This window comes from Streptomyces sp. NPDC049627, assembly GCF_044465645.1.
In the GTDB taxonomy this organism is placed as follows: Bacteria; Actinomycetota; Actinomycetes; order Streptomycetales; family Streptomycetaceae; genus Streptomyces.
Map to the genome: position 1 here is coordinate 114,191 of NZ_JBITLW010000006.1, position 15,524 is coordinate 129,714.

General features: G+C 72.3%; 16 protein-coding genes. 7 read left to right on the forward strand and 9 right to left on the reverse strand.

What is annotated here, in order from left to right; translation table 11 throughout:
* Positions 1-112: 112 nt before the first annotated feature.
* The 3 genes from ACIBU0_RS17585 to ACIBU0_RS17595 form a co-directional block, all read right to left on the reverse strand.
* Positions 113-421, reverse strand: a complete 309-nt coding sequence (locus tag ACIBU0_RS17585; RefSeq protein WP_398818631.1) for a hypothetical protein — start codon at positions 419-421, stop codon at positions 113-115.
* 254 nt (positions 422-675) lie between these two features.
* Positions 676-966 (reverse strand): hypothetical protein, encoded by a 291-nt coding sequence (locus ACIBU0_RS17590; protein WP_398818633.1) that lies wholly within the window; start codon positions 964-966, stop codon positions 676-678.
* A gap of 229 nt (positions 967-1,195) precedes the next feature.
* Positions 1,196-1,678, reverse strand: a complete 483-nt coding sequence (locus ACIBU0_RS17595) for a hypothetical protein (protein WP_398818636.1) — start codon at positions 1,676-1,678, stop codon at positions 1,196-1,198.
* Between the two features lie 469 nt (positions 1,679-2,147).
* Here ACIBU0_RS17595 and ACIBU0_RS17600 point away from each other — a divergent pair, with 469 nt between their 5' ends.
* The 6 genes from ACIBU0_RS17600 (at position 2,148) to ACIBU0_RS17625 (ending at position 7,506) form a co-directional block, all read left to right on the forward strand.
* Positions 2,148-2,948 (forward strand): hypothetical protein, encoded by an 801-nt coding sequence (locus tag ACIBU0_RS17600; protein ID WP_398818639.1) that lies wholly within the window; start codon positions 2,148-2,150, stop codon positions 2,946-2,948.
* Between the two features lie 71 nt (positions 2,949-3,019).
* Entirely contained in the window at positions 3,020-3,301 is a 282-nt protein-coding gene (locus ACIBU0_RS17605) for a hypothetical protein (RefSeq protein WP_398818641.1), read from the forward strand.
* Positions 3,302-3,444: 143 nt separating this feature from the next.
* Entirely contained in the window at positions 3,445-4,722 is a 1,278-nt protein-coding gene (locus ACIBU0_RS17610) for a WS/DGAT domain-containing protein (RefSeq protein ID WP_398818644.1), read from the forward strand.
* A 36-nt stretch (positions 4,723-4,758) separates the two neighbouring features.
* Positions 4,759-5,034 carry an acyl carrier protein gene (locus ACIBU0_RS17615; RefSeq protein ID WP_398818647.1) on the forward strand — a complete coding sequence of 92 codons (276 nt, stop codon included), beginning with the start codon at positions 4,759-4,761 and terminating at the stop codon, positions 5,032-5,034.
* Positions 5,031-6,239: a beta-ketoacyl-[acyl-carrier-protein] synthase family protein gene (locus ACIBU0_RS17620; RefSeq protein ID WP_398818650.1), complete on the forward strand. Its 1,209-nt coding sequence runs from the start codon at positions 5,031-5,033 to the stop codon at positions 6,237-6,239. The genes ACIBU0_RS17615 and ACIBU0_RS17620 overlap by 4 nt, the downstream gene beginning before the upstream one ends.
* A gap of 22 nt (positions 6,240-6,261) precedes the next feature.
* A complete protein-coding gene (locus tag ACIBU0_RS17625; protein WP_398818653.1) occupies positions 6,262-7,506 on the forward strand; it encodes a wax ester/triacylglycerol synthase domain-containing protein in 1,245 nt (414 codons plus the stop codon).
* Here ACIBU0_RS17625 and ACIBU0_RS17630 read toward each other — a convergent pair.
* From ACIBU0_RS17630 to ACIBU0_RS17640, 3 genes are all read right to left on the reverse strand, one after another.
* Positions 7,418-8,605, reverse strand: coding sequence for a DUF4037 domain-containing protein (locus ACIBU0_RS17630; RefSeq protein ID WP_398818656.1), 1,188 nt, complete (start codon positions 8,603-8,605; stop codon positions 7,418-7,420). The two genes, ACIBU0_RS17625 and ACIBU0_RS17630, sit on opposite strands and share 89 nt — an antisense overlap.
* A gap of 70 nt (positions 8,606-8,675) precedes the next feature.
* Positions 8,676-9,161, reverse strand: a complete 486-nt coding sequence (locus ACIBU0_RS17635; protein WP_398818658.1) for a GNAT family N-acetyltransferase — start codon at positions 9,159-9,161, stop codon at positions 8,676-8,678.
* A 10-nt stretch (positions 9,162-9,171) separates the two neighbouring features.
* Positions 9,172-10,101: an aminoglycoside phosphotransferase family protein gene (locus ACIBU0_RS17640; protein WP_398818660.1), complete on the reverse strand. Its 930-nt coding sequence runs from the start codon at positions 10,099-10,101 to the stop codon at positions 9,172-9,174.
* A 12-nt stretch (positions 10,102-10,113) separates the two neighbouring features.
* Here ACIBU0_RS17640 and ACIBU0_RS17645 point away from each other — a divergent pair, with 12 nt between their 5' ends.
* The gene (locus ACIBU0_RS17645) at positions 10,114-11,520 is read left to right on the forward strand and encodes an NAD(P)/FAD-dependent oxidoreductase (RefSeq protein WP_398818662.1); all 1,407 of its coding nucleotides are present in this window, start codon (positions 10,114-10,116) and stop codon (positions 11,518-11,520) included.
* A gap of 165 nt (positions 11,521-11,685) precedes the next feature.
* On the opposite strand, the gene ACIBU0_RS17650 is transcribed toward ACIBU0_RS17645, so the two are convergent.
* The 3 genes from ACIBU0_RS17650 to ACIBU0_RS17660 form a co-directional block, all read right to left on the reverse strand.
* Positions 11,686-13,182 (reverse strand): MFS transporter, encoded by a 1,497-nt coding sequence (locus tag ACIBU0_RS17650; protein WP_398818664.1) that lies wholly within the window; start codon positions 13,180-13,182, stop codon positions 11,686-11,688.
* 80 nt (positions 13,183-13,262) lie between these two features.
* The gene (locus tag ACIBU0_RS17655; RefSeq protein ID WP_398818666.1) at positions 13,263-14,243 is read right to left on the reverse strand and encodes a zinc-binding dehydrogenase; all 981 of its coding nucleotides are present in this window, start codon (positions 14,241-14,243) and stop codon (positions 13,263-13,265) included.
* Between the two features lie 98 nt (positions 14,244-14,341).
* Positions 14,342-15,502 carry an FAD-dependent oxidoreductase gene (locus ACIBU0_RS17660; protein WP_398818669.1) on the reverse strand — a complete coding sequence of 387 codons (1,161 nt, stop codon included), beginning with the start codon at positions 15,500-15,502 and terminating at the stop codon, positions 14,342-14,344.
* Positions 15,503-15,524 lie beyond the last annotated feature (22 nt).

The window sequence follows — 15,524 nt, forward strand, 5'->3', positions numbered from 1 at the left end:
CCGGACCGGGGCTGACGCCCGGTCCGGCATTTCTGCTTCCCGCCGGCGGGGGCCGGCCGGGAAATGGCCGGTGCCCCGGCCGCAGGCCGGGGCACCGGGGGAAGGGTGTGGCTTACTTGCCGAAGGCGCTGTTGTTGCAGCCCATCGTCGAGCCCAGGCCGGTCTCCTGCGTGCCGGCGGCGCCCTCGCCGTTCAGCAGGTTGCCGCCCAGACCGTTGGCGATGCCGACCTGGCCGAGGACGTCGACGTTGGCGTCGTGCGACTTGCAGCTGGTGCTCTGCAGGACGCTGACGCTCGAGCCGCCGTGGCCCCGACCGTTCTTGCCCCATCCGCCCTGGTCGGCGTGAGCAGCGCCGGCGCCCAGGAGTCCTACGCTCCCGAGGGCGGCGACCAGGACGGCGGCCTTGCGGAGCTTGTGCATGTTCTTCTCCGGTGGAGTGAAGAGGATTGCGATCCGTAAGGGATCGACTTCGAACAGTTACAGAGGCTAATAGGAAATATTCGGGTTTAATCGGAGGCACGCCGAATTCGAGGAAGTCTCACCGCCTTGGCCGATTGCCGGGAAATGCCTCCCGCCGTGGCGAATCACGGCACAAAAAGGAGTCCCGGTACCTGGCTCTGGGCTCGGTACCGGGACTTTTCCCGCCGTCGGCCGGCTATGCGGCCGTCACGTGCTTAGAAGGCGCTGTTGTTGCAGCCCATCGTCGAGCCGAGGTGGGTGTCCTGGCCGCCGGCGTTGCCCTCGCCGTTGAGCGCGTTGCCCAGCAGGCCGTTGAGGATGCCGACCTGGCCGAGGACGTCGACGTTGAGGTCGTGCGACTTGCAGGAGGAGCTCTGCAGGACGCTGAACTTGCCTCCGTCCTTGCCGCCGTGGCCACCCTGGTCGGCGACGGCGGTGCCGGCGCCGAGCAGCCCGACGCTGCCGAGGGCGACGACCAGGACGGCAGCCTTGCGAAGCTTGTGCATGTCATCTCCGGTGGAGTGAGGTGGGTGCGATCTGTGAGAGATCGACTTCGTACAGTTACGGGAGAATAATAAGAAATATCCGATATGTCGTAGCGACGCGCCGGGATGTGCGCTCACGTGTCGAAAGCACCCGGAAGTCGCAGCGCGCAACGAGAAAGTGCTGGTCACAGCCGCTCGTTGAAGGCTGTGACCAGCACTGGGTTCCTGACAGGCGGCGCCGAGGTGCGCCCTAGCTGGTCGCGCGGGCGTGGGCGGCGGCGTTCGCCTGGCTGTTGGCCTGGTCGCAGTCGACGCCGCGGGCGTCTGCGGCGGCGAGGGCGGCGATCGGGACGTTCGCGTTGAGCAGGGACTGCGGGCTGCACTCCTGGGACGGACGGAACAGGTTGGCCTGGCCGAGCGGCTCGGACTGAGGGGCCGACTGGGGCGAGATCTGCGGGTTGATCTGCGGGCTCAGCTGGGGGCTGACCTGCGGGCTGACCTCGGCACCGCGCTGGGGGGCGGCCGGTCGCTGCGGTGCGGTCTGATTGCCCGAGGTCTGGACGCTGGCCTGCGAGCGGGTCCAGGTGTGGGCCTGGGCGTCCTGCTGCCCGACCGGGGGCGGAGTGGTGCCCCTGTATGCCACGGGAGCGTCGGCGACGCTGGGGCCGGCGCCGATGGCTGACAGACCACTGGCTGCTGCGACGACGAGCGCGACGTGCTGAAGCTTGCGCATGGAACCTCGGCCCTTCATTGACCTGTTCATGGAACGTATGGAAGTGCTGTGAGCCATTGCTCTGACCCTGTGGGAAACGAGGCGGGTGCGGGCCCGGTCACGTGTGCCGGGATGTGGTCACCCATTTGCCGTGGGTGTAAATCATCAACGATGAGAAGTGCGGGCCCGGTTCTTGCCATTGACGGCGTAACAAATCCGTAGAGCCGCTTATCTGATCGATGGCAATTGAGTGACGGACTTTCTCATCCCGTGACCCGGCTCGGTAATTGTCGTTGCCAGCTGGGAGAGGGCAGCGATCAGGACTTGGAGAGGGGCAATGGGATCCGCTGCCGGCTCCAGCGTGAAGTCCACATGACAGCTCAGGCATTACCCCTGTAAGGGCGCAGTACGAATATCACACTGAGCGCACGCAAGACCGCACTGAATACATACGGATTCCCTGCACAGGTAATGAAGGGCCGAGGGTTCCATGCGCAAGCTTCACAAGGCCGCGCTCGTCGTAGCGGCGGCCGGCGGACTGTCCGCCATCGGCGCCGGCGTCAGCGAGGCCGCCGAATATCCTCCCTACGGGTACGGCGCTCCGGCGCCCGCCCCCGAATACCCGGCACCTCAGTACGCGGCCCCGGCGCCGGCTCCCCAGTACGCGCCACCTCAGTACGCGGCCCCGGCGCCCGCTCCCCAGTACGCGCCGCCCCCGTATGCGGCTCCCGCGCCCGCTCCGCAGTACCCGGCGCCCTACCAGGCCGTCGCGGAGGCCCGTTCGACGGGCGTCGCGCAGACCTCCGCCCCGCGGCCGGCGCCCCAGTACGCGGCTCCGGCGCCCGCTCCGGCTCCGGCCCCGGTGTACGCGCCTCCGGCCCCGGCTCCGGCTCCGGCCCCCGCGCCCGCCCCCCAGCCGCAGAGCGGGCACGCCTCCGCCTCGGCCTCGTCGGGCGGCGTCGCGGAGGCGTCCAACGGGTCGCACGCCGCGCCGCAGTCCGCTCCCCAGCAGTCGCCCGTGTCGCAGGTCGTGCCGCAGGTCACCCCGCAGACGGCGCCGCAGGTCATGCCGCAGGTGGCCCCCCAGGTCAACGCGCCGCAGGTCTTCAACCCGGAGCCGCCGCCGCGGGTCGCGCCGCAGGTGAGCCCGCAGGTGAACCCTCAGGTGAACCCGCTCATCAACCCGCTGATCGACCCCACCCCGGCCGGTCCGCCGCAGGTTCCCGGGCTCGGCCTCGGGCAGGTCCAGGCGCCTCCGGTGGGCCAGTTGGGTCTGCCGCGGCTCGGCTGATCCCTCTGTAGTTGTCCACCGTCCCAACTCGGTCTGCTGCACAGCACATCCGCTCGACCAACGGAGAAGAAATGCGCAAGCTTCAGAAGGTCGCCCTCGTGGGCGCGGTCCTCGGCAGTGTCGGCTCCTTCGGTGTGGGCACCGCCCTCGCCCACGGTGAGGGGGGAGCCCACGACCTCGACATCACGCAGGGCATCGAGTGCCGCTCGCACGACATGAACGTCGACGTCCTCGGCAGCGTCGGCCTCATCAACGGCCTGGCGGGCAACCTGCTGAACGGCGAGGGCAACGCCGGTGGGCAGGACACCCACCTCGGTTCCGACATGGGCTGCAACAGCGCGGCGCTCAAGTAGAGCGTGCGAAGCGTTCGGTCCGACGCCCGCTCCACCACGGGGCGGGCGTCGGACTGTTGGGCGCGCCATATGCGCTGAGTGATACTCCGTAACCCTGCGTGTAGGGTGATCTCGTTGACCAGGAAGGGTGGGCGACCTGTCGCATGAGACTGTCCTGTGCCGACGAGATGCTGTTGCTCAACGGGTGCCCGGGCGTCATCGGCCTGGCGGCGGTCTTCTCCGGTGAGCGGCCCGACGTGGAGCGGGTGCGGGCGTGCGTCGCCGAGCGGTGGACCGGCCTGGAGCGGATGAACTGCGTCCTCGACCGCACGCCGGACGCCGGCGGGACGGCACGGCGGGGGCCGTTCGGGAGGCGCGGGCGCGTGCGATGGGTCGTGCCGGGGCCGTTCGATCCGGCCGTCCATGTCTCCGTCGCCGGGGAGAAGTTGGACGATCTGTGGGCGCAGAGCGTGCACCGGCCGCTCACCGGCAGCGTGCCGCCCTGGCGGCTCTTCGTGGTCCCGGACGCGTCGTACCGCGGCGGGTTCGCCCTGGCACTGGTGGCCCAGCACACGCTGCTGGACGGGCGTTCCCTGGCGACGTTGATGCGCTCGCTGACGGACGGCCCGGTGGCGGCGAGGGACTCGGCGCGGTCGGGGCCGCTCACACGTACCGGGCTGCGTGCGGCGGGCCGGGAGCTCCGGGCGATGGCGGCCGCGGGGCAGGCCCTTCCGACGCGGGCGCCGGGGGAGACGTACCCCTCGGTCGCGGTGCGCGAACTGTCCCCGCAGACGGTGCGGTCCGCCCGCCGGCAGCCCGCCGACGGCCGGGGTGCGACGCTGAACGAACTGCTGGTGGGCGCGGTGGCCGGGGCGCTGCGGGCCCAGTACGGTCCGGTGCGGCGGTGGCGGCAGCGGGAGGAGCCCGCGTACACGGCCGTACCGTGCGACCTGCGCACCCGGGCGAATCCGGGGGAACTGGGGAACACGCTCACGGTCGTGCGGGTTCCGCTGCCCGTCGACGTGGACGGGCCCGTGGCGCGGCTGCGGGCGTGCCAGGCCGCCTTGGCCTCGGTGCCCGAGCGGGCCGCCGTCCACGCAGGTGTGCTGTTTCCCGCTGCGGAAGCGGTTCGGCGGACCGGCCCGTGGGTGACCGGGCTGCTGGCCGACCGCGGTCGCCGCTCCTGCTTCGCGGCGACGGCGACCACCGCCATGAAGTGGCCCGGTGGGCCGAGCACCTTCGAGGGGCGCCGGCTGGTGCGCACCGTCGGTCTGCCGCCCCTGCAGCACCCGGGCACCGCCAGCTTCGCCCTGGCACAGGCGGGGGACACGTTCACGCTCACCGTGGTGTGCAACCTGCGCCCGGACGACGCGAGACGGCTCGCCGACGCGGTCGTCACGGAGTTCGAGGCATGGGCCCGGATGGCGACGCCGTCGGTGTGAGTCAGCCCTGACGGCACCAGGAATGGAGGCAGTTGCATGGATGTGGAACACGGCGACGTATGGGAAGCGCTGCGCCCGCTCTGCGCGCGGGTGATGTCGGTGCCGACGGAGGCGGTGGTGCCGCAGGCCCGGCTGGTCGCCGACCTGGGGGCCGACAGCCTGGACATCACCGAACTGGAAGCGGCGTCGGAGGAGTTGTTCGGCGTGTCCCTGCGGGGCACCGACAAGACCGGCGTGTCCACGGTGGGTGACGTCGCCGACCTCATCGTGAGGATGCGCGCCCACGCCGCCCACGGTCCCCTCGCCCGATGAGCCGCCGACATGCCGTCGCCGTCACCGGCCTGGGCGTGCGCTGTGCCGCCGGAGCGACTCCGCAGGCGCTGTGGGAGAGCCTCGTGCAGTGCCGTCCGGCGACCTCGCTGCACGCGTTCGACGACGAGGGCACCGTCGTATACCCGGCGTGTGCGATGACCGGCTTCGATCCGGCCGGTTACCTGGCGCCCAAGGAGGTCCGGCGGGCCGACCGGTCGGTGCAGATGGCGGTGTGCGCGGCCGTGGACGCGGTGGAGGACGCCGGAGGGCTGCACGTCGCGCCGGGCCGGCGGGCGGTGGTCACCGGCACCGGGTACGGCGGGGTGATCAGCCAGGAGAACGGCATCGGACATCCCGACGTGCTCTACGCGCCCCGGCTGATGCACAACGCGGGGGCGTACTGGATCAGCGCCAGGCTCGGTATCACCGGGCCCAGCCTGACGGTCTCCACCGCGTGTGCGTCCGGCACGCATGCGGTGGGCGAGGCGATGCAGATGATCCGGACCGGGTGCGCGGACGTGGTGGTGGCGGGCGGCCATGACAGCCCGCTGACGCCCACGACCGCGCTGGCCTTCGGGCGGGCCGGTGCGATGGTCACCGAGTGCGCGGATACCACGGCCGCGTCACGGCCGTTCGACGTGGAGCGGCGCGGGTTCGTCCTCGCCGAAGGGGCGGCGTTCCTGGTGCTGGAGCGGCTGGACCTCGCCCATGCGCGGGGCGCCCGGATCCACGCCACGCTCACCGGATACGGCCGTACCTCCGACGCCCACCACCTCACCGCACCGCATCCCGACGGCGCCGGGGCGCGGGCGTGCATGGAGCAGGCGCTCGCCGACGCCGGCACGACGGCGGACGCCGTCACGCACGTCAACGCGCACGGCACCGGCACCGAGCTGAACGACATCGCGGAAGCGCAGGCGATCAGCGACCTGTTCGGCCCGCGTGCGGTGCCCGTGACCGCGCCCAAGTCGGTCACCGGGCACGGGCTGGGGCTGGCGGGAGCACTGGAAGCGGTGATCACGGCCTGGTCGGTGCGGGAAGGGCTCGCGCCGCCGACCGCGTCCCTCACGCGGCTGGACCCCCGATGCGCACTGGACGTGGTCACCGGCGAACCGCGCAAGATCCCGAACGGCCCGGTGATCAGCAACAGTTTCGCCTTCGGCGGCCACAACGCCAGTGTCGTGTTCGATTCACCCCACGGCTGAACACCGAAGGAGGCTGCGGACCATGAGGCTGACGGCCATCGAGGAAGGGCACCTGCGCAACGGGCTGCCGGGGACGATCGGCATCGCCGGGGTGTTCGCCGGAGAGCCGTGCGATCCGGAGCAGGTGCGCTCCCGGGTCCGTGAACGATGGGGCGTACTGGATCGGATGGGCATGGTCCTGGAGCCTCCCGCCGGGCCGGCGGCGCTGTCGGGCCATCGATGGGCGGCGGCCCGGTCCTTCGATCCCGGCGCGCACGTCACCGCCACGGACCAGGACCTGGAATCCCTGCTCACCGACGGCGTCCGTCACCCGCTGCCACCCGAACGACCGCTGTGGCGGCTGTTGGTCGCGCAGCAGACCGTCGTTCTGTTCGCCCATCACGCCCTGCTGGACGGCAGATCCCTGGAGACGCTCTTCCGGCTGCTCATGGACGACGCCGCAGCGCCGCCCCCGCTCGCACCGGCTGCGACGCATGTGCTCGCGGCGGCGCAGCGGCGTCCGCCCGTGCGTCCCGCCACGCTGGCCAGGGAGCTGCGCCGCATCAGGGCCCTCGGCCGGCCCGTCCCTGCGGTCGGCCCGGGCGAACCGCGGCCGTCGGTGGCCGTGGTCGACCTCGACCCGCAGGTGATGCGGACAGCGCGCCGCCAACCCGCCGACGGACGGGGAGCCACGCTCAACGAGCTGCTGCTGAGCGCGTACGCCGGCGCCCTGCACGCCTGTTACGGCCCCCTGCACTGCTGGCCCGGGGGACCGGCCCCCTTCTACGCCACCGTGCCCGTCGACCTGCGCACCCGGCACCACGCACAGCAGCTCGGCAACGGCGTCACCGCGCTGCGCATCCCGTTGCCCGTCGACGGCGCGTCCCCGGTGGCCCGGCTGCAGATGTGCCAGGACCTGGTCGCGGCCTTCCCGCACCGTTGCCACACCCACCGCGCGATTCTTCCCACGCTGCAGGCGGTCGCCCGTTCCCAGCCGTGGCTGGCCGGGTCGATGGCCAGGAGCCTGGCGCGGCCCGAGGTCACCACGAGCCTGTGCACCGCCTTCAAGTGGCGGGACAACCCCAGCCGCTTGCACGGCCGCGCCCTGTCCCGCGTCGTTCCCCTGCCGCAGCTCTCCCCGCCGGGCACGGCGAACCTCTGCCTCGTCCACAGCGCCGACACCTACACGCTGACCGTCGTCAGCCATGCGCGTGCGGGTGACGCGGAGATGATCGGTGCTGCCGTGGCCCAGGAACTGAAGGCGGTCGCGGCGTCCGAGACGCCGTGATCAGGTCCCTGGTCAGGGCGGGGCACATCAGCACGTCCGTACTGTCGGTGAACTGGTCCACCGCCCCGATCGGCGGCAGCTCCTTGAGGGCCGGGTCGGTGATGCGGGCCGTCAGGGCCTCGGTGAAGCGGTCGGCGCGCAGCACCTGGAAGGGACGGGAGTGGTACGGGCGCGTGGCGGTGTCGACGCGGTCGGTCAGGCGGAGCTGGTTGTGCTGGTGCGCGACGATCTCGTAGGCGTGACCGAGGTGCCGCTCGCGCGTGCGCCAGTCCGTGGCGGCGAGGGCGGCCGTCAGGATCGGGGTCAGGCGGGGGGCGGCGGCGGTACGGGCGAAAGTGCTGCCGAGCCATTTGCCGTACGGCGGGTAGCGGCGGTCCATCAGCAGGCACAGCCGCATCAGGTCGCGGACCAGGCGGGCGGCGGTGACGGCGGAGCCCAGTTCGTCGCCGACCTCGCCGCAGCGGCCCACGAAGGCCTCCTCCTGTGCGACGCGCTGCCACTGGCAGGCCAGGACGTACAGCCAGACGTCGTGGGGGTACCAGCGCAGCGCGCGGCGTAACGGGGTGAGGGTGTGCAGACCGTCGTGGAAGACGGCGCCCGCGGTGACCTCGGCGAGGAGCTGGGTGGGGGTGGCGAGCCAGTCGGCCTGGGTGATGCCCTGCGCCGGGTCGAAGCCGAGGGTGTCGGTGAACCAGATGGAAGTGCCGGTCACTTCGACGCGATGGTGGACGGGGCCGTCGGTCGCGCGCATGACGCGGATGTCCCGGTCTTCTCCGGTGGGGGTGAAGTTGGTCGGGTGGCCGAGGAACGTCTTCGGCAGGTGCTCGGAGAGTACGTGTCTGATGCGGGCGGCGTGCCTTGGGACGTCGTGCCGGTGGAGGAAGAGCTGCAGGCGCGGGCCCCACTCGTGGTCGGCCGAGCGTGGGGTGTCGTAGCCGAGGACCTCGGAGCCGCTGCCGATGCGGGCGGCGGAGTGGGGGATGCCGGGGGCGGCCTCCTCCAGCAAGGGGCGTACGGCGTCGGTGTAGAAGCGGCGGGAGAGTTCGAGACCGGGGACGAAGGCGGCCGCGTCATCGGCGTGCATATGCGTGTCGCTCATGCCGGGAAGCCGTGCCCATTCGGTGAGGGGTCATGCGAACTTCGTTCACGTCGTTGCCCGTTGGGGACAGTCAGGCCGCCTGGCCGCCGCCCAGCGCCGTGAGCGCCTCGTCCGTCAGCCGGTACACCGTCCACTCGTCCTGGGGGCGGGCGCCGAGGGCCTCGTAGAAGGCGATGGAGGGCGCGTTCCAGTTCAGCACGGACCACTCCAGGCGCTGGTAGCCGCGCTCCACGCAGAGGCGGGCCAGCTCGGTGAGGAGGGCCTTGCCGTGGCCGGCACCGCGGGCGGTGGGGCGGACGTAGAGGTCCTCCAGGTAGATGCCGTGGACGCCGCGCCAGGTGGAGAAGTTCAGGAACCAGATCGCGTAGCCGACGGTCTCGCCGGTCGTGTCGTCGGCCGCGATGTGCGCGTAGGCGGCCGGGTGGTCGCCGAAGAGGGCCGTGTGGAGCTGCTCCTCGGTGGCCCTCGCCTCCTCCAAGGCCTTCTCGTACTCGGCGAGTTCGCGGATGAGGGTGTGGATGGCGGGGACATCGGCAGGCGTCGCGGTGCGAATCATGGTCGGGAGGCTAGCCGGGATGGTTCCTCAGACGCCTCGCGATTTCCAGGTGCGCGGTGAGCGGGGCGCGGTCCTCCTCGAGCTGCCACAGCGAGTTCTGGAGGACTCGGCCGAGGGTCCAGGCGCGGGCTCGGGCCCGGTCGAGGCCAAGGACCTCCGTCATGGCGTCGAAGCGCCACGTGACCTCGTCCGCGTCGAATCGGTTCCACAGCGCCGGGAAGAGGTCGAACCCCGGGTCGCCCGTGAGGGGTTTGGGGTCGATGGCGAGCCAGGGTGCCCGGTCGGAGGCGAGAACGTTCTCGAAGTGCAGGTCCCAGTGGAGCAGCCGGTCGCCGGGTTCGGCAGCCACCTCGCGCACGGCCGCCGCGCAGTCAGCGATGAGCCGGCGGGCGTCCGAGTCCGGGATGTGCTCCAGGGCCGCGGGCGTCCGGTCCAGCATGGCCGCGGCGATGTCGCCGAGCCGCCGCAGGCCCGGTGGGGCCGGGGTGGCGGTGAGGTGGGCCAGCAGCCGGGCAACCACCAGCGTGGCCTCGCGGGAGTCCGGCAGGTCGTCCAGCAGCCGGTCCGAGTCGAGCCGCTCCAGCAGCAGCGTGCCGGTGTCGTCGTCGCACCGCAGCAGCCGGACGGCCCCGTCGCCCTGCCACGCGCGCAGCGCGGCCGGCTCGCCCACGGTCTCCTCGTCGACGTCCTGGAGTTTGAGCACGACCCCTGTCCCGTCGGCTTGGAGCACGGGCAGGACCAGCGCGACTCGGCCGTACATCGTCGACCCGTCCGGCCGCAGCCGCCAGTGGTCCAGGAATCGCGCGGCCCGCTCCGCGAGCGCGGCGACGTAGGCCCGGCCCGCCTCTCCGTCGTAGCGCACGTGCTGGGCGATGAGCTCGTCCGGAATGTCGATCACCTTGGGGACCCTACGGGGCTCCCGCAATCGGCTCACGCCCATTAACGTCCTCGCATGAGCAGCTCGGTGAGCGGTGCCGTGAACGGCGGCATCTCCTTCTGGTACGCGGACGACGGCCTCCCCGAGGTGCGCGAGCCGCTCGCGGGGGACGCCTCCGCGGACGTGGTGATCGTGGGCGGCGGGTACACGGGACTGTGGACCGCGTACTACCTGAAGAAGGCGGTCCCCTTCCTCCGTATCACCGTCCTGGAACAGAAGTTCTGCGGGTACGGGGCGTCGGGGCGCAATGGCGGCTGGCTGTACAACGGCATCGCGGGGCGTGACCGGTACGCGAAGCTGCACGGTCACGACGCGGCCGTACGGCTGCAGCAGGCCATGAACGACACGGTGGACGAAGTCGTCCGGGTCGCGCGGGACGAGGACATCGACGCCGGCGTCCACAAGGGTGGCGTACTGGAAGTCGCCCGTACGCCCGCCCAGTTGGCCCGGCTGAAGGCCTTCCACGAGCACGAGCTGTCGTACGGCGAGAAGGACCGCGTGCTGTACGGCGCCCGGGAGACCGCCGAGCGGATCAAGATCGCGGACGCGGTCGGCTCGACGTGGACGCCGCACGGGGCCCGGGTCCACCCGGTGAAGCTGGTGAAGGGCCTCGCGGCGGCCGTGGAGGCGCTCGGCGTCACCATCCACGAGCTGACGCCGGTGACGGAGATCCGGCCCAAGCACGCCGTCACGCCGTACGGCACCGTGCGCGCGCCCTACGTGCTGCGCTGCACCGAGGGCTTCACCGCCGCCCTGAAGGGCCAGAAGCGGACCTGGCTGCCGATGAACTCCTCCATGATCGCCACCGAGCCGCTGACTCAGGAGCAGTGGGCGGCGGTCGGCTGGGACGGCCGCGAGACGCTCGGCGACATGGCGCATGCCTACATGTACGCCCAGCGCACCGCCGACGGGCGGATCGCGCTGGGCGGGCGCGGGGTGCCCTATCGGTTCGGGTCGCGGACCGACAACGACGGGCGGACGCAGGCGGCGACGATCGAGGCGCTGCGGGAGATCCTCGTCGGGTTCTTTCCCTCGCTGGCCGGGGTGCGCATCGAGCACGCCTGGTCCGGCGTGCTGGGCGTGCCGCGCGACTGGTGCGCCACGGTCACGCTGGACCGCTCGACAGGGCTCGGCTGGGCGGGCGGTTACGTCGGCTCGGGCGTCGCCACCGCCAACCTCGCGGCGCGGACCCTGCGGGACCTGGTGCAGCAGGACTCCGGGCAGGGCGGGCGGACCGAGCTGACCGAACTGCCGTGGGTCGGGCACAAGGTGCGCAGGTGGGAGCCGGAGCCGCTGCGCTGGCTCGGCGTGCACGGCCTGTACGCCGCCTACCGGGCGGCGGACCGGCGGGAGCGCAGCACGAACGGTGCGGAGTCGGCGCGGCTGGCACGGGTCGCCGACCGGGTGGCCGGGCGGCACTGAGGAGACAACCGGCCGGTGACCGCGACCCTCGACCTGACAAGGCCACCGCCGCGCCTCGGCAGCTGGTCGGCGACCCGGGCAAGAAGATCGACGGAGGGTGGGGGAGGGGCTCCGCGGTCCGGTGGGGCCCCTCCCCCCGTTTGCGGAGGCCGGGCGGGGGCGGGCTCAGGCCACCTTCTCCGGGACCGGCTCCTCCTGCGGCGCGCCCTGCTTCGGGGGCTTCGCCGTCACCATCAGGGCCGCGACCAGGCCGGCCAGGAGCATGATGCCGGCGGCCCACCAGATGGCGACCGTGTAGCCGTGCACCACGCCTTCCTTGGTGACCAGGGCCCGCTGGGCCGGGTCCGTGAGGTGGGCGGTGATGTAGGCGGCGCTGCTGGTGGTGGCGATGGTGTTGAGCAGGGCCGTACCGATCGAGCCGCCCACCTGCTGCGAGGTGTTGATGGTCGCGGAGGTCACGCCGGAGTCCTGCGGGGCCACGCCCGCCGTCGCCGTGGCGAACACCGGCATGAAGATCAGGCCCATGCCGAGGCCCATGAGGAGCAGGGCCGGGAGGATGTCGGACGCGTAGGAGGAGTCCACCGTCAGCTGCGTCAGGAGCACCATGCCGACCGCAGCCAGCAGGGCGCCGGGGGCCATGAGGAGGCGGGGCGCCACACGGCCGAGCAGCCGGGCGGCGATCTGGGTGGAGCCGGTGATGATCGCGGCCGTGAGGGGGAGGAAGGCGAGGCCGGTCATCACCGGCGAGTAGTCGAGGATGACCTGGAGGTAGTAGGTCATGAACAGGAACAGGCCGAACATGCCGATCACGGCCAGGGCCATGGTCAGGAAGCAGCCGGCGCGGGTGCGGTCCTTGATGATGTGCAGCGGCAGCAGGGGCATCGGCGCCCGCGTCTGCCACCACACAAAAGCCGTGAGGAGGACGGTCGCCACCGCGAAGAGGGTGAGCACCAGCGGGTCGGTCCAGCCGCGCGGCTGCGCCTCGCTGAAGCCGTAGACGAGGGCGACCAGGCCGCCGCAGCCGAGGAGCACGCCGGGCACGTCGAGGCGGGCGCCCGCGTGGCCGGGGCGGTCGTGCAGCAGGGCGAGGGCGCCGAAGACGGCGATCACGGCGATGGGCACGTTGACGTACAGGCACCAGCGCCAGTCCAGGTACTCGGTGAGCAGGCCGCCGACGATGAACCCGATCGCGCTGCCGCTGCCGGCCAGGGCGCCGTAGATGCCGAAGGCCTTGCCGCGTTCCTTGGGGTCGGTGAAGGTCGTGGTCAGCAACGACAGGGCCGACGGGGCGAGTACGGCGGCGAAGGCGCCCTGCAGGGCGCGGGCGCCGAAGAGCATGCCGGCCGTGGTGGCGGCACCGCCCAGCGCGGAGGCCGCGGCGAAGCCGACGAGGCCGATGACGAAGGTGCGTTTGCGGCCCACCAGGTCGGCGATGCGCCCGCCGAGCAGGAGCAGCCCGCCGAAGGCCAGGGTGTAGGCGGTGATCACCCACTGGCGGTTGCCGTCGGAGATGCCCAGGTCGGCCTGTGCGGACGGGAGCGCGATGTTCACGATGGTCGCGTCGAGGACGACCATGAGCTGCGCGAGGGCGATGATCACCAGGCCCCACCAGCGGCGGGGGTCGGCGTCCACGGCGGGTTCACCTGTTCGGGTGAAACTCACCTCGTCAGAAGACCACGATTCGGGAGGCGCCGCATCCGGGGAGGGGCGGGATATCCCGTGTGCGGAGTGCTTACGGCTGGTCACGGCTCCAATACCACCTTTCCGGAGGTGCCGCGGGTTTCGAGGGCCCGGTGGGCGGCCGCCGCCTCGGCGAGCGGGAAGCGCTGTACGGCCGGGGTGAGGCGGCCCGCGGCGGCCTCGGTGAGGGCGCGCAGTTCGAGGGTGCGGACGGGGTCGGGGCCACCGGTCTTCTGCAGCATCGCGGGGCCCAGGACGTTCTCGGAGACGCCGTCGACGAGGTAGGGCTCGCCGTCGTGCGGCCCGGCGCCGGACCAGCCGAAGACGAGGTGCCTGCCGCCGGGCCCGAGCAGGGCGACGGACTCACGGGCGACGTCGCCGCCGACGCCGTCGAGGACGACGGTGGCCGGCCGCCCGCCGAGGAAGGCGCGGACCTTCTCCGGCCAACCCGGGTCCCGGTAGTCCACGGCGAGATCGGCGCCGTTCTCCTGCACGCGGGCGGTCTTCTCCGGGCCTCCCGCGAGGCCGACGACGACCGCGCCGGCGTTCTTGGCGTACTGCACGAGCAGGGTGCCGATCCCGCCGGCCGCCGCCGGGATCACGGCGACCGAGTCCGGGCCGAGCTCGGCGAACTGCAGGATCCCCATGGTCGTACGGCCCGTGCCGATCATGGCGACGGCCTGGGCGAAGTCGAGGTTCGCCGGGATCTCGTGGACGCGGTCGACGTCGGTGACGGCGAGCTCGGCGTAGCCGCCCGGCGCGAAACCGAGGTGGGCGACGACGCGCTTGCCGAGCCAGAGCGCGGCGACGCCCTCGCCGAGGGACTCGACGACTCCGGCGACCTCGCGGCCGGGGACGGTGGGCAGCGTGGGCGGCCTCGGCGCCGGGCCCTGTATGCCCTCGCGCAGGGCCGTGTCGAGGAGGTGGACGCCGGCCGCTTCCACGGCTATGCGGACCTGGCCGGGGCCCGGTGCGGGGTCGTCGGTCTCTTCGTAGCTGAGGTTTTCGGCCGGGCCGAAGGTGTGCAGGCGGATGGCGTGCATAGGAGGTCCCCCATCGGATGTGCCGGTGCCGGAAGGTGTCAGGTACCCACCCGTCGCCGGGGGCGACTGATGAACGGCTGCTGACCGATGCTCCAACCTCAAGCTCGCTTGAGGTCAAGGGCGTGCCGGCCGAGGGCCAGGGACACGGCCGTGAGCGCGCTGTTGAAGGAGACCTCGGACAGCACGCCGGGGGCCGCGACCTGGTCCCCCGCCAGGTAGACGCCGTCGCCCCGGTCGACGGCCGGACGGTCGCGCCAGCTGGTGCCGGGCAGGTCGACGGCGCCGGTACGGCCGCTCGCGACGGACTCGCGCCGCCAGGTGACGCGCTCGCGCCAGCCGGGGAAGCCGAGGTCGAGGAGCTGCTCGGCACGGGCGACGCCGTCCGCCTTGGACTCGTGCGGCGCGATCGGGATCTGCCCCTGGATCAGCTGCTCACCCGCCGGTGCCAGGGAGCGGTCCTGCGCGGTGAACCGCTCCAGCCACCCCGTCTCGTCGAGATCGGAGACGATGAAGGCGTCCCCGCGCCGGGTGCGCACCGCCAGGTCGACGAGTGCCGTACGGCCGCCGGTCCAGATCAGGGAGTCGTCCCTGAGGAGGCGGCGGGCGGCGTCGAGGGAGGTGGCGACGACGACGGGCGTGTCGGTCGGCAGCTCTTCGACGCGGGACAGGGTCTCCATCCGCACGCCGAGGTTCCACGCCCGGGCCGCCATCCGGTCGATGAGGTTCGCCCAGCCGCCCCGTGGATAGTGCGCCTCCGGCGGCAGCTTGGTGGCCCGCCGCAGCCGCTCCTGCACGAACGCGGCGGAGAGCGCTCCGGGGTCGTGGTGGAACAGGGCGACGGCGGAGTAGTGGGCGGCGGCACGGGCGCCCTCCTCCCCGGCGATGCCGGTCGCCCAGGTCATGAAGTCCACGTCGACGGGCGCCTGCGGCAGGGCGGGCCGCAGCAGCTTGAGCATGGCGAAGGGCGGGGTGCGGCGCAGGACGCCCCGGTGCCGCAGCCGCAGCCGGGCCGCCTCCAGGGGCGGGATCGGCGCGAGCGGCCCGATCAGGTCGCGCTGCTTGAGCCAGGCCCAGTGCGGGCCGCCGTTGTACAGGGCGTGCGGTCCGTCGTTCGTCCGGTACGGCCCCTCGGCGGTGCGTGCCCGCCCGCCGAGGGTGTGATGGGCCTCGTACACGGTGACCTTGGCGCCCGCCTCGGCGGCCGTGATGGCGGCGGTGAGTCCGGCGAAGCCGCCGCCGATGACGGTGATGCGGTGCATGGCTGGGGGTCTCCCTTGTGCT

What these genes read in the sequence shown, in the direction of transcription:
- ACIBU0_RS17585 (WP_398818631.1), bottom strand. Translation starts at nt 421, where the DNA reads ATGCACAAGCTCCGCAAGGCCGCCGTCCTGGTCGCCGCCCTCGGGAGC.
- ACIBU0_RS17590 (WP_398818633.1), bottom strand. Translation starts at nt 966, where the DNA reads ATGCACAAGCTTCGCAAGGCTGCCGTCCTGGTCGTCGCCCTCGGCAGC.
- ACIBU0_RS17595 (WP_398818636.1), bottom strand. Translation starts at nt 1,678, where the DNA reads ATGCGCAAGCTTCAGCACGTCGCGCTCGTCGTCGCAGCAGCCAGTGGT.
- ACIBU0_RS17600 (WP_398818639.1), top strand. Translation starts at nt 2,148, where the DNA reads ATGCGCAAGCTTCACAAGGCCGCGCTCGTCGTAGCGGCGGCCGGCGGA.
- ACIBU0_RS17605 (WP_398818641.1), top strand. Translation starts at nt 3,020, where the DNA reads ATGCGCAAGCTTCAGAAGGTCGCCCTCGTGGGCGCGGTCCTCGGCAGT.
- ACIBU0_RS17610 (WP_398818644.1), top strand. Translation starts at nt 3,445, where the DNA reads ATGAGACTGTCCTGTGCCGACGAGATGCTGTTGCTCAACGGGTGCCCG.
- ACIBU0_RS17615 (WP_398818647.1), top strand. Translation starts at nt 4,759, where the DNA reads ATGGATGTGGAACACGGCGACGTATGGGAAGCGCTGCGCCCGCTCTGC.
- ACIBU0_RS17620 (WP_398818650.1), top strand. Translation starts at nt 5,031, where the DNA reads ATGAGCCGCCGACATGCCGTCGCCGTCACCGGCCTGGGCGTGCGCTGT.
- ACIBU0_RS17625 (WP_398818653.1), top strand. Translation starts at nt 6,262, where the DNA reads ATGAGGCTGACGGCCATCGAGGAAGGGCACCTGCGCAACGGGCTGCCG.
- ACIBU0_RS17630 (WP_398818656.1), bottom strand. Translation starts at nt 8,605, where the DNA reads ATGAGCGACACGCATATGCACGCCGATGACGCGGCCGCCTTCGTCCCC.
- ACIBU0_RS17635 (WP_398818658.1), bottom strand. Translation starts at nt 9,161, where the DNA reads ATGATTCGCACCGCGACGCCTGCCGATGTCCCCGCCATCCACACCCTC.
- ACIBU0_RS17640 (WP_398818660.1), bottom strand. Translation starts at nt 10,101, where the DNA reads ATGGGCGTGAGCCGATTGCGGGAGCCCCGTAGGGTCCCCAAGGTGATC.
- ACIBU0_RS17645 (WP_398818662.1), top strand. Translation starts at nt 10,114, where the DNA reads ATGAGCAGCTCGGTGAGCGGTGCCGTGAACGGCGGCATCTCCTTCTGG.
- ACIBU0_RS17655 (WP_398818666.1), bottom strand. Translation starts at nt 14,243, where the DNA reads ATGCACGCCATCCGCCTGCACACCTTCGGCCCGGCCGAAAACCTCAGC.
- ACIBU0_RS17660 (WP_398818669.1), bottom strand. Translation starts at nt 15,502, where the DNA reads ATGCACCGCATCACCGTCATCGGCGGCGGCTTCGCCGGACTCACCGCC.